Below are 12496 nucleotides of genomic sequence, written 5' to 3'. Positions count from 1 at the left end.
TCGGTTCACCGTTGGAGTTGGTAAGCGGAGGGAAAGCGTGAAAGGCGCGGTATAAGTAAGAAGAGCCATCCACCAGGACAAGGGGGTTAGGTGCGATCTGTGCCATAAAAGTCTCGTTTGAAGCGTTAAAAACGGGCGCATTATAGCGTAAATTAAGGTATGGCGCGAACGGATAAGCTTGTGAATCGAAAGCAAAACCTATGACGGAAAATTTTGGCTATGGCATAATAGCGTTCGTTTAAAACAAAGAAATCAAGGAAATACAATGTCATTAAAAATGGTCGAAATTGTCGTATTAGGACAAGTGTTGCGTTTAAATGTACCGCAAGAACAAGAGGATGCTTTGCGCCAAGCGGCACGCAATTTAGATGCGTTGGTTTCCGAAATGAAGGAAAAAACCGGCTTGATTCAGCTTGACCGCGTACTTTCCATCGTGGCATTAAATTTGAGTTTTGAATTGACTCAAGAAAAAAATAAAAATACGCAAATTGAAGAGGTGCTAAAAACCCGTATTCAGCAGTTAAATCATTCGTTAGAAAATATCCGTGTTTCTAAAGAATAAAATTAATTGCGACAGATTAAAAATCGGCTGTTATTCACAGCCGATTTATATTTCAAACTACATTTTTTCTTTCTTCATCATTTCGGCTTGTTTCATTTTTTTCCCTGATTTCATCATGTTATCCGATTGCATTTTCACGTCATCCATTTTTTCATCAGCGTTCATCATCGATTTTGATTTCATTGGCTCAGTCATCGTTGGTTCAGATTTCATTGGTTCAGATTTCATCGACATAGCATCCGCTTTCATTGCCTCCGCATAAACACTGCTTGCACCTAATAATACCGCCATACCTAACATTGCACTTTTGAATGTAATATTTTTCATTTTAAATTTCCTTTTTTGAGTGGTAAGAATTATGCTTATGAAAGAACGAAGGAAATCGCCTCTTTCATTGTATTAGACGAAGCACCTTTTACTTTCTTACAAAAATTTTAAAGGAATTAAAATGACCGCCATTTCAGATCGGGAACTCGAGCAAATCCGTGCTCAAATGCTGAAATTTGCCGAATTGCAGCTACACCACGCAGATCTTGCCGAAGATTTAGTGCAAGAAGCCTTTTTAAGTGCATTCAAGAATTTAGCTAATTTTAAGCATCAATCCGCCTTTAAAACCTGGGTTTTCGCTATTCTCAAAAACAAAATTATTGATTATTTACGTCAAAAAGGGCGCTTTGTGCTGGAAAGTGAAGTGGAAGCAGAAAATGCCACTAATCACTTTTTTGATGAAACAGGGCATTGGAAAATAGATTATTATCCAAGCGAATTGCAGGGCGAAGAAGAGCGCGTTTATTCCGATGAATTTTGGTTGATTTTTGAAACTTGTTTGACGTGCTTGCCCGCCAAACAAGCGAAAATTTTTATGATGCGTGAGTTTTTAGAGCTTTCATCTGAAGAAATTTGCCAAGAAACCCGGCTCAGTTCCTCTAACTTACACACCAGCCTTTATCGGGCGCGTCTGCAGTTGCAAAACTGCCTTTCAAGAAAACTTTAGGAGAGATTATGCGTTGTCGCCAAGCCACTCGAATGATTTCCGAATCGCATGAACGCCCATTAGATTTACAAGAAAAAGTCGAGCTAAAAGTGCATTTGCTCATCTGCCCGCATTGCCGTCGTTTTGATAAAAATTGCAAAATATTGAGTAGGATGATGAAAGCATTTAAACAAAGAGAAAAAAATTAATCTTTTCGTGCCGTAAACCTTGCCTTAACAGGCATTCTCAATGCAATACGCTCACGATTTAAAGCAAGTGCATTTTCTGTGGGCGTATAATTTTTCCATAAATTAGGATCTTGCGGTAAATTTTCGTTCCAAAAATATTGCACATTAAAGCCTCGAGCCAAGCATTCTTTATGCAATAAATCATAACGTTCTTTTAGGAACGCAAGTTTATCAAAAAAGAAACGTACGTGTCCTTCGCCTAATTTGTAATCTACAGGTTGTCCTTTTAAATTAAATTTCCCTTTTGCTACTGCATTAGGAATGCGAGTGAGTTCACGGTGTTCAGCCAATAGATGCTGATCACATAATTCTGAAGGTGAAATTAGATTAATCCTAGTCATAAATATCCGTTTATTAAATTATGAAACAGTGTGCAAAAAAATTGTAAGAAAAAGATTTTTATATCGTCTAATCAGATATAACGTTAATATGACACATCATAAGGAAAAACGATGAAATCTTCAAAAACATTACTATTTCTCACCGCACTTTGCTGTGCGACACCTGCGTTGGCAGCACCGCATTCAACACTATCGCAAACCGGAGAAGCAAAAATGACGATGGAAAATCAAAAAACAATCCGTGAAATCTATCTTGCCGGCGGTTGCTTTTGGGGCGTGGAAGCCTATATGCAACGTATTTATGGCGTGAAAGAGGCGGTTTCGGGCTATGCCAATGGCAAGACCGACAAAACCAGTTATCAAATGATTGGCGTGACCGATCACGCGGAAACCGTGAAAGTGACTTACGATGCCAGCCAAATTTCGCTGGATAAACTGTTGCAGTATTACTTCAAAGTGATTGATCCAACCAGCGTGAATAAGCAGGGCAATGATCGTGGACGACAATATCGCACGGGGATTTACTATCAAGATGCGGCAGATAAAGCAGTGATTGAACAGGCGATCAGCGAACTTCAAACCAAGTACAAAAACAAGGTGCAAATTGAAGTGCAACCGCTCAAAAATTATGTAATGGCGGAAGAGTATCACCAAGATTATTTGCAGAAAAACCCGAACGGCTATTGCCATATCGACATCACGCAGGCGGATGAGCCGTTGATTGATGAGAAAGATTACCCGAAACCCAGCGATGCGGTGCTCAAAGCCAAGCTCACGCCGTTGCAATATTCTGTGACCCAAAACAAACACACCGAACGTTCATTCAGCAATGAGTATTGGGACAATTTCCAACCGGGGATTTATGTGGACGTCACGACGGGCGAGCCAGTTTTCTCGTCTAATGACAAATTTGAATCCGGCTGCGGTTGGCCAAGTTTCACCAAGCCGATTGCCAAAGAAGTGGTGCATTACCAAACCGACAACAGCTTCAATATGCAACGCACCGAAGTGTTGAGCCGTGCGGGTAACGCCCATTTAGGACACGTTTTTGACGACGGCCCGAAAGACAAAGGTGGCTTGCGTTATTGTATTAACTCCGCCTCGATCAAATTTATCCCTCTCGATGAAATGGAAAAAGAAGGGTACGGATATTTGGTAAGCGCGGTCAAAAAATAAGGAGATTTTGCAATGTTAGATCAACAACTTCTTATTGGCACGGTTTTCTTGGCAGGGCTGGCGTCCTTTCTTTCGCCATGCATCTTCCCGATTATCCCAATTTATTTCGGTATTCTGAGCAAAGGCGGAAGGAAAGTGTTGAACACTTTTCTGTTTATCCTTGGGCTTTCGCTCACCTTTGTTAGCCTTGGCTTTAGTTTCGGTTTTTTAGGTAAGATTTTGTTTAGCAATACCACCCGCGTGATTGCCGGGATTATCGTGATTATTCTCGGGATTCACCAATTGGGCATTCTTAAAATAGGTTTACTTGAACGCACGAAGTTAGTGGAAATCAAAACATCAGGAAAATCCACCGCACTTGAAGCTTTTGTATTGGGCTTAACCTTCAGCCTTGGTTGGACACCCTGTATTGGTCCGATACTCGCCTCCGTACTTGCTCTTTCGGGTGATGAAGGCTCTGCGCTATATGGTGCTGCAATGATGTTTGTTTATGTCCTAGGTCTAGCAACCCCCTTTGTTCTGTTCTCGTTTTTCTCCGACAGCTTGCTTAAACGAGTGAAAGGGTTAAACAAACATCTCGACAAATTCAAAGCGGCAGGCGGTATTTTAATTATCGTTATGGGGATTTTATTGATTACCAATAATTTTGCATAAAAAGGAAAATAAAATGAAAAAATTACTCTCAATTCTCTTAATGGCATTCAGCCTAAATGCTTTTGCAGAAACTCACTTGGCAGATGTACAACTCAAAGATTTAAACAATCAACCCGTTTCCCTTGCAGAGTACAAAGGTAAGCCTGTTTATATCAAAATGTGGGCGTCGTGGTGTCCGATTTGCTTGGCGGGGCTGGCTGAAATTGATGATTTAAGCGCTGCGACAGATCGTCATTTTGAAGTCCTCACAATTGTCTCGCCGGGTCATAAAGGCGAAAAAGCTACCCAAGATTTTATCGAGTGGTACAAAGGCTTGGAATATAAAAATATTAAGGTGCTGTTAGATGAAAACGGCGAAATGATTGACCGCACTCAGGTGCGAGGCTATCCGTTTAATCTCTTTTTAGACGGCGATTTAAACGTGAAAAAAACCGTGTCGGGGCATTTGAACTTGGAGCAAATTCGGGCGTTTGCAGAGAGATAACCGTAAGGATGTGAAACATGGTAATGAGCACGTTGCTTCGTGTTTATAAAAATATTATTTTGTGACCAACCTAACAAAATCGGCAAAATAAACGCTAGTCAAATAGAGGGATTTGGGCTAGTATAACCGCATAAAAATTTCCTGGAGTGTTCGCCAGTGGGTTATGTCCCTGAGCCGATACTTAAAATCTAATAAATCGGTTTCCTGCCGTTGGTGTGTAAGCTTTACCTTTGCATCGCAAAGGATTAAGAAACCTGAAAACGGTCTTATCGATTTTCTTGAACCGTCGGGTTCAAGGACTACCACCCGCAACGGCACTCTGGGTCCTTTCTTCTTTCATTCCTTATGAATATCCAACAGCAACGTCAGCAAATTCGCTCTCAAATCCGAAAGACTCGAGCAAATTTAACTGTGTTCCAGCAGCAACTGGCGGAACAGTCTATTACCCAACAAGCATTAGCTTTAATCGAACAACGCCAAGCGCAAAATATCGCACTGTATTTTTCTTTTGATGGCGAGATTGCAACGTCATCCTTGATAAATGCACTTTGGGCGCAACATAAAAACCTGTATTTGCCGGTGTTGCATCCTTTTGCCAAAGGGCATTTGTTATTTTTGCGTTATTTGCCTGATACACCGATGGTGAAAAATCAATTTGGCATTTGGGAGCCTAAACTCAATGTGCAAAATGTGTTGCCGTTGAATGAACTGAATATTTTATTTACGCCGTTGGTGGCTTTTGATAAACAAGGCAATCGCCTTGGTATGGGCGGTGGATTTTACGACCGCACTTTGCAAAATTGGCCGCAAAAGTCCTTTATTCCAGTCGGCTTAGCCCACCAGTGCCAGCAGCTGGAGCAGCTTCCTATCGAACATTGGGATGTACCGCTTTTTGATATTTTGGTGGGATGAAACCTATCGTCTGTTATTAATCAATAGATAAAACCAAAATATTTTATTTTTTCCCTTGAAATTCTTTCCATCGGTCTTACCTACTTTCCGTAAGCGGCGAAAGCCAAAAACTATTTTAATTTACAGCGAGTAAACAGACATGAACATTGAAAAATTTACTACAAAATTTCAACAAGCCTTGGCGGAAGCGCAGTCTTTGGCGATCGGCAAGGATAATCAATACATTGAACCGGTGCATTTATTGAGCGCATTATTAAATCAACAAGACGGTTCAATTGCGCCAATTTTAACGGCAAGCGGTGTGAATGTTGCCTTATTGCGTAACGAATTAAACAACGAACTCAATAAGCTGCCACAAGTTTCCGGCAACGGTGGCGATGTACAAATTTCGCGCCAATTACTTAATCTATTAAATCTATGCGACAAACTCGCACAGCAAAACAAAGATAAATTTATTTCAAGCGAATTGTTCTTGCTTGCCCTTTTAGAGGAACGTAGCGCATTAAGTAATATCTTAGTTCAATGCGGTGCTGATAAGGCACGAGTTTCGCAAGCCATTCAACAAATTCGTGGAGGACAAAACGTGAACGATCAAAATGCAGAAGAAAGCCGTCAAGCCTTAGAAAAATATACCATTGACTTAACTGCCCGTGCAGAAAGCGGCAAATTGGATCCGGTGATTGGACGTGATGAAGAAATTCGTCGCACAATTCAAGTGCTACAACGCCGTACCAAAAACAACCCGGTACTCATCGGTGAACCGGGCGTGGGTAAAACCGCCATCGTGGAAGGGTTGGCGCAACGTATTGTCAATGGCGAAGTGCCGGAAGGATTGAAAAATAAACGCGTACTTTCGTTAGATATGGGGGCATTGATCGCGGGCGCAAAATATCGCGGTGAGTTTGAAGAACGCTTGAAAGCGGTGCTCAACGAACTTGCCAAAGAAGAAGGTCGCGTGATTTTATTTATCGACGAAATTCATACCATGGTGGGCGCAGGTAAGACTGACGGCGCAATGGATGCGGGTAACTTATTAAAACCAAGTTTGGCACGCGGCGAATTGCATTGCGTCGGCGCAACTACGCTTGATGAGTATCGCCAATATATCGAAAAAGATGCGGCGCTGGAACGTCGTTTCCAAAAGGTGTTTGTCGATGAACCAAGCGTGGAAGATACCATCGCGATTTTGCGTGGTTTGAAAGAACGTTACGAAATCCACCACCACGTGGATATTACCGACCCGGCAATCGTCGCAGCGGCAACACTTTCGCACCGTTATATTTCTGATCGTCAGTTACCGGATAAAGCGATTGACTTAATCGATGAAGCGGCTTCCAGTATTCGTATGGAAATTGACTCTAAACCGGAACCGTTGGATCGATTAGAGCGCCGTATTATCCAATTAAAATTGGAACAACAAGCGCTTAAAAAAGAAGAAGACGAAGCCAGCCGTAAACGTTTAGAAATGTTAGAAAAAGAATTGGTCGAAAAAGAACGCGAATACGCCGAATTAGAAGACGTATGGAAATCTGAAAAAGCCACCCTTTCCGGTTCACAACATATTAAACAAGAATTAGACGCAGCAAAAACCGAAATGGAACAAGCCCGCCGTGCCGGTGATTTAAGCAAAATGTCCGAGCTTCAATACGGTCGAATTCCGGAGCTTGAAAAACAACTTGCTCAAGCCGAAACCTCTGAAGGCAAAGAAATGAGCTTGCTGCGCTATCGCGTAACGGACGAAGAAATTGCCGAAGTGCTTTCTAAAGCAACCGGTATTCCGGTTTCCAAAATGATGGAAGGCGAGAAAGAAAAACTCTTGCGTATGGAAGAAGAATTACACAAACGCGTGATCGGTCAAAATGAAGCCGTCGATGCGGTGGCGAATGCGATTCGCCGTAGCCGCGCAGGGCTTTCTGATCCAAATCGTCCGATTGGTTCCTTCTTATTCTTAGGGCCAACCGGTGTGGGTAAAACCGAATTGTGCAAAACCTTGGCGAAATTCCTTTTTGACAGCGAAGATGCCATGGTGCGTATTGATATGTCCGAATTTATGGAAAAACACAGCGTGTCTCGCTTAGTCGGTGCGCCTCCGGGCTATGTGGGTTATGAAGAAGGCGGTTATTTAACGGAAGCCGTACGCCGTCGCCCTTATTCCGTGATTTTGCTTGATGAAGTGGAAAAAGCGCACGCCGATGTGTTCAATATCTTACTTCAAGTGTTAGACGACGGACGTTTAACCGACGGACAAGGCAGAACCGTGGATTTCCGTAATACCGTGGTGATTATGACCTCCAACTTGGGTTCTCACTTAATCCAAGAACATCAAGGCGGAAGCTATGATGAAATGAAAAATATGGTGATGTCGGTAGTGAGCCAACATTTCCGTCCGGAATTTATCAACCGTATTGATGAAACCGTCGTGTTCCATCCGCTTGGTAAAGAAAACATCCGCGCCATCGCAAGCATTCAATTAGAACGCTTGGCACGCCGAATGGAAACCCGCGGTTACGAAATCGTATTCACTGAAGCCTTAATTGATTTCATCGGCGAAGTGGGTTACGACCCGGTTTACGGCGCCCGTCCATTAAAACGCGCCATTCAACAAGAAATCGAAAACCCATTAGCACAACAAATCCTTTCCGGCAGCTTGCTTCCAAGCAGCGTTGTGACCGTGGATTATGTTGATGGCAAAGTGGTGGCAAGACAATAAGAATGTCTGAATGAAAAAAGAGCGGTGAGTTTCACCGCTCTTCTTGTCTGTTCGGTATTATGTAACAAATACTCAAACCGTTTGAATTAAAGCTTACATTAAACAATAGCACCGCATTGGAAAAGGCTCCAATGCGGTGCTATTTTGTGAGGTCATTTCAGCTTTACGCAATCGCTACATCATTTCGGTTTTGTTTAGAAGGAGCCTCTTAATCCAACATAAACATTGCGACCGTCCTGTCCGTAGCCGACAATATTTTCGTATTTTTTATCGAATAGGTTATTTAAGTGGGCATATACATTAAGGTTTGGAATAAGCTGGTAATTTATACCTAAATTCACAAGTGTATATGAAGGCATTTTAAAATCGCCCGAATCTAAACGTTTACCGACATAAGACACATTCACATCCGAGCCCAATTTTTCAGTAATTTGGTACGCTAAACCAAGGTTGCCTGTGTGTTTCGGACGACGAACGTAGTTTAAACCATATTGATCGTTTTCCGATTTAATATAGGTGTAAGTGTAGTTCGCATAGCTTGAAAGAGTATCCGTTAATTTGCCGTTATAGGCGATTTCTACACCTTTGATTTTGGTTTTACCGTCACGATTAACCGTGCGATAAACCGTATAACCGCTGACAGGTACGGCGGAAAGGAAATTATCCACATTACGGGCGAAAAGTGTGGTATCTAGGCTATGACGTTTGTCATTGCTTTCGATTAATAAACCTAATTCCCCGCCTAAACTTTTCTCAGCTTTTAAATTTGGGTTGGCAACCCAACTCGTCGCGCCTCCCCAACCATAAACATCAATAAATGTCGGATTGTGAATCGCTTTACCTACACTTGCGTGCGCTTTAAAGTTTGGAGATAAACGATAAGCACCTGCAAGACGTGCGGTGAACGCATTCTCAAATAAGCTGTTATCGGTATAACGACCGCTTATGGAAAGGCTATGATCTGCCTCGGTGAACAAACGATATTCTGCCGCAAGACTTTTTTCGGTAAGTTTTTTCTCATCGTAGTTATAAACAGACGCTAAGTATTTCGTATTTTGATAATCTGCCAACAAACTAACCGCTTGTTTGACCTCTCCTTCACGGTCAAAATTAATATCTAATTGGTAGTTAGTATTAAGTTTTTTGCTGTCATATTTTGTTTTTCCGACAGAAGAAGTCCAAGAGTTATATTGTGCGGTATTGCTGTCGGTTTTAATGTGGCTTACCGATGCTTTATGAACAAATAAATCATCCAAATTGCCCACGTAACCACTTAATTTATAACGGGTTTCACGAACGCGACTATTATCATCAAACTTCAATTCATCTACGGCACTATTATCAAAATGCAAGGTTTGCGATGAGTGCGATACAAGGAAATCAAAACCTTTTTTACTGTCATCAAAGCCTAAACGGATAGAAGCGTTATCACGATGAAAACCATCTTTTTCACTTGCAGGGATATTTGTTGATGTTGCTCCCGAAAGACTTGTATAGTTGAAAACGTTTTTACTACGCGCAGAAATACCGCTTGTACGATGACTATCGCCGTGAAGCGCATAATAGAAGCCATTTTGCTGACCTGAAACAGTCACAGAGCCATCACGAGTACGGTGCGATCCCGTACCAAAATCAAAATCGACATTAAAAGGTTTGTCTTTGTATAAACCGCTTTTGGTCGTGATATAAACCACACCACCCATTGCATCACTTCCCCAAAGCGCTGATTGCTCGCCACGTAACACTTCGATTTGTTCAATATTGCTTAATGATAAGCCACCAAAGTCAAAGTTAGTATCGGCAGGATTAACGCGAATGCCATCAATGATTACTGCGGTGTGTTTAGAATTCGCTCCGCGTAAGAAAAGGCTGGTTGCCGCACCACGTCCTCCGCTAACCCCCATCGCCACACCCGGCACCGTTTTCAACACATCGCTCACATAAGTGGCATTACGCTGTGCAAAATCTTTTTCGGTGAGCACGGTAACGGAAGATGCAGTTTGATCTTGGTTTACCGGCGCAGCATAAGCGGAATAAACATTAACGCTCGGAAGCTTAGTGGTTTCGGCTTGAACAAAACCGGAAACAGCGGCTAAAAATGCAGTCGAAATTAAACTTTTTTTCATCATTTTGGTTCCTTTGATATAACAAAAATCGGCAGGCATTCTGACATAACAGCAACGGGTTGCCTAACTGAAAACTTTCATAGTCAACGACAATTTTATTCATATTCCATCAAAAATATCGCCGTGTTTAACTACGCTTGCGCCCTACTTTCGCCTTTATCCGCCCACTCGTTTCAAGTATAATGCGCTCATTTTTCATCACATTCGTAGATTCAAAATTATGAGCAATCAATTCAACGTAAAAACATTCCAAGGCATGATTCTCGCCCTACAAGATTACTGGGCAAAACAAGGTTGCACCGTCGTGCAGCCCTTTGATATGGAAGTGGGCGCGGGCACATCGCATCCGATGACCGCTTTGCGCGCGTTAGGGCCGGAGCCAATGGCCTTTGCTTATGTGCAGCCGTCCCGTCGCCCGACTGACGGTCGTTACGGCGAAAACCCGAACCGTTTGCAACATTATTACCAATTCCAAGTGGTGATTAAACCGTCGCCGGACAACATTCAGGAACTGTATTTGGATTCCTTAAAAATGCTCGGTTTCGATCCGACGAAAAATGATATTCGTTTTGTGGAAGACAACTGGGAAAACCCGACGCTGGGCGCTTGGGGCTTGGGCTGGGAAGTGTGGCTGAACGGCATGGAAGTGACCCAATTCACCTATTTCCAACAGGTGGGCGGTTTGGAATGTAAACCGGTGACCGGTGAAATCACATACGGTTTGGAACGCTTGGCGATGTATATTCAAGGCGTAGATTCTGTGTATGACTTAGTTTGGTCTGATGGCCCGCTCGGTAAAACCACTTACGGCGACGTATTCCATCAAAACGAAGTGGAACAATCCACCTACAACTTCGAATACGCCGACACCGATTTCTTGTTCTACTGCTTCGATCAATACGAAAAAGAAGCGCAATCCTTATTGGCATTGGAAAAACCGCTGCCGTTGCCGGCTTACGAGCGCATTTTAAAAGCAGCACACAGCTTCAACTTGTTAGACGCGCGCAAAGCCATTTCCGTCACCGAACGCCAACGTTACATTTTACGCATTCGCGCCCTCACCAAAGGCGTGGCGGAAGCCTATTACGCCAGCCGTGAAGCTTTAGGTTTCCCGGGTTGTAAGAAATAACGCGGTAAAAATGAACCTCTGAAATAGCACCGCATTGAAAAGTGAAATTCCGCGGAAGTTGAAAATAGCACCGCATTGAAAAATAGCTACACGGCAAAGTAAACAAAATTCTCAGTGACATTAAAGGAGAGCAATATGACCGATTATCAATATCCAAAAGACATCTACACCGAAGCCGAACCAGATGTAAACACCCTTGCGAATCTCGGCCCGTTAGCCGGGTTGGCGGGCATTTGGGAAGGTAAACGCGGTTTGGATATCAATCCAAAAGAAGAAGGCCCGGTGAAAGATCCTTATATCGAACGCGTAGAATTACAACCTATCGATGCCCAAACCAACGGCCCGCAATTATTCTACGGTTTGCGTTACCACACCCATATCGTGCAACCTGACGAGGTGGAAACTTTCCACGATCAAGTGGGCTACTGGCTTTGGGAACCGGCCACCGGCAATATTTTATTCACCGTCAGTATTCCGCGCGGGCAAACTTTAATGGCCGTGGGCAAAGCAGCACCTGATGCGAAAACATTTACCGTGAAATCGGTGCGTGGCTCATTAACCAACGGCATTGTGTCAAATCCGTTCTTGGAACAATCATTCACCACAGAAAGCTATGAAATCACGGTGAATATTAACGATGACGGCACTTGGTCTTACGATCAAACTACATTAATGACAATTCCGGGTTACGACAAACCGTTTGAGCATCGTGATCGTAATCGCTTGACCAAAATTGCGGAAGCAACACCAAATCCGACCGCTCTTGCCGCACAAAAAGAAGGTGAATAATGAAACCGATTCTTTATTATGCCGCAGAATGCCCAGATACCGCGCCATTTGTGGCGGAACTTAAACGCTTGGGCGTGGAATACGAAGCGGTGGAAGTGCTTTCTTCCATTCCAAACCTCAAACAATGGCTGCGTTTGCGTGATCGCCACCCTGCGTTTGATGATGCAAAAGCACAAGGCTATGCGGGCTTCCCAGCATTATTGTTAGAGGACGATCGTGTTATTTTAGATGAATCTAAATTAAAAGAGATTTTCTAAAATGATGAAAAAAACAGCCCTAAAACTGACCGCACTTTTATTTGGTTTGACGCTTGCAAGTGGTGTATTTGCAACGGAAAATCGCCCAAATACACCGAGTGCAGAGTATGAACTTGAGAAAGTCTTGATTTTTAG

14 protein-coding genes, 1 other RNA gene and 1 pseudogene are annotated in these 12496 nt (G+C 42.9%); 13 read left to right on the top strand and 3 right to left on the bottom strand.

Translation table 11 applies throughout. From position 1 onward, the window contains the following. The first annotated feature begins 265 nt into the window (after positions 1–265). Positions 266–562, top strand: a complete 297-nt coding sequence (locus ACO59Y_RS00145; RefSeq protein WP_373603203.1) for a cell division protein ZapA — start codon at positions 266–268, stop codon at positions 560–562. Between the two features lie 57 nt (positions 563–619). Here the strand turns inward: ACO59Y_RS00145 and ACO59Y_RS00140 are convergent, their stop codons facing one another. Beyond that, positions 620–889 (bottom strand): hypothetical protein, encoded by a 270-nt coding sequence (locus ACO59Y_RS00140; RefSeq protein ID WP_373603204.1) that lies wholly within the window; start codon positions 887–889, stop codon positions 620–622. 121 nt (positions 890–1010) lie between these two features. Between ACO59Y_RS00140 and ACO59Y_RS00135 the strand changes: the two genes are divergently transcribed. Continuing rightward, positions 1011–1556 carry a sigma-70 family RNA polymerase sigma factor gene (locus ACO59Y_RS00135; protein WP_486129584.1) on the top strand — a complete coding sequence of 182 codons (546 nt, stop codon included), beginning with the start codon at positions 1011–1013 and terminating at the stop codon, positions 1554–1556. A gap of 8 nt (positions 1557–1564) precedes the next feature. After that, positions 1565–1744 carry a zf-HC2 domain-containing protein gene (locus tag ACO59Y_RS00130; RefSeq protein ID WP_486129582.1) on the top strand — a complete coding sequence of 60 codons (180 nt, stop codon included), beginning with the start codon at positions 1565–1567 and terminating at the stop codon, positions 1742–1744. On the opposite strand, the gene ACO59Y_RS00125 is transcribed toward ACO59Y_RS00130, so the two are convergent. Further along, complete coding sequence (locus ACO59Y_RS00125) at positions 1741–2124, bottom strand: pyrimidine dimer DNA glycosylase/endonuclease V (RefSeq protein ID WP_486129580.1); 384 nt, start codon at positions 2122–2124, stop codon at positions 1741–1743. The genes ACO59Y_RS00130 and ACO59Y_RS00125 overlap by 4 nt on opposite strands. Positions 2125–2235: 111 nt before the next feature. On the opposite strand from ACO59Y_RS00125, the gene msrAB reads away from it, so the two are divergent. The 6 genes from msrAB (at position 2236) to clpB (ending at position 8060) form a co-directional block, all read left to right on the top strand. Next, positions 2236–3300, top strand: a complete 1065-nt coding sequence (gene msrAB, locus ACO59Y_RS00120) for a bifunctional peptide-methionine (S)-S-oxide reductase MsrA/peptide-methionine (R)-S-oxide reductase MsrB (protein ID WP_486129578.1) — start codon at positions 2236–2238, stop codon at positions 3298–3300. Between the two features lie 12 nt (positions 3301–3312). After that, positions 3313–3954 (top strand): cytochrome c biogenesis protein CcdA, encoded by a 642-nt coding sequence (locus ACO59Y_RS00115; RefSeq protein ID WP_373603209.1) that lies wholly within the window; start codon positions 3313–3315, stop codon positions 3952–3954. Positions 3955–3967: 13 nt separating this feature from the next. Next, entirely contained in the window at positions 3968–4438 is a 471-nt protein-coding gene (locus ACO59Y_RS00110) for a redoxin domain-containing protein (RefSeq protein WP_486129575.1), read from the top strand. A 135-nt stretch (positions 4439–4573) separates the two neighbouring features. Then, positions 4574–4768: non-coding RNA, 6S RNA (ssrS, locus tag ACO59Y_RS00105), on the top strand. Positions 4769–4783: 15 nt separating this feature from the next. Beyond that, positions 4784–5350, top strand: a complete 567-nt coding sequence (locus ACO59Y_RS00100) for a 5-formyltetrahydrofolate cyclo-ligase (protein WP_486129573.1) — start codon at positions 4784–4786, stop codon at positions 5348–5350. Positions 5351–5489: 139 nt separating this feature from the next. Further along, on the top strand, positions 5490–8060 hold the full coding sequence (gene clpB / locus ACO59Y_RS00095) for an ATP-dependent chaperone ClpB (RefSeq protein ID WP_486129571.1): 2571 nt from the start codon (positions 5490–5492) through the stop codon (positions 8058–8060). Between the two features lie 194 nt (positions 8061–8254). Here clpB and ACO59Y_RS00090 read toward each other — a convergent pair whose 3' ends face one another. Next, the gene (locus tag ACO59Y_RS00090; protein ID WP_486129587.1) at positions 8255–10186 is read right to left on the bottom strand and encodes a TonB-dependent receptor plug domain-containing protein; all 1932 of its coding nucleotides are present in this window, start codon (positions 10184–10186) and stop codon (positions 8255–8257) included. 220 nt (positions 10187–10406) lie between these two features. Between ACO59Y_RS00090 and glyQ the strand changes: the two genes are divergently transcribed. The 4 genes and pseudogenes from glyQ to ACO59Y_RS00070 all read left to right on the top strand — a co-directional run. Beyond that, on the top strand, positions 10407–11315 hold the full coding sequence (gene glyQ, locus ACO59Y_RS00085; protein WP_373603213.1) for a glycine--tRNA ligase subunit alpha: 909 nt from the start codon (positions 10407–10409) through the stop codon (positions 11313–11315). A gap of 135 nt (positions 11316–11450) precedes the next feature. Beyond that, positions 11451–12104, top strand: a complete 654-nt coding sequence (locus tag ACO59Y_RS00080) for an FABP family protein (protein ID WP_486129569.1) — start codon at positions 11451–11453, stop codon at positions 12102–12104. Continuing rightward, positions 12104–12361 carry a hypothetical protein gene (locus tag ACO59Y_RS00075; RefSeq protein ID WP_486129567.1) on the top strand — a complete coding sequence of 86 codons (258 nt, stop codon included), beginning with the start codon at positions 12104–12106 and terminating at the stop codon, positions 12359–12361. Before ACO59Y_RS00080 ends, ACO59Y_RS00075 begins: the two co-directional genes overlap by 1 nt. Positions 12362–12365: 4 nt before the next feature. Continuing rightward, a pseudogene (locus ACO59Y_RS00070) lies at positions 12366–12496 on the top strand (glucose-1-phosphatase); the annotation flags it as partial.

This window comes from Rodentibacter sp. (assembly GCF_057314195.1).
This window is presented reverse-complemented; position numbering and strand designations above follow the sequence as displayed.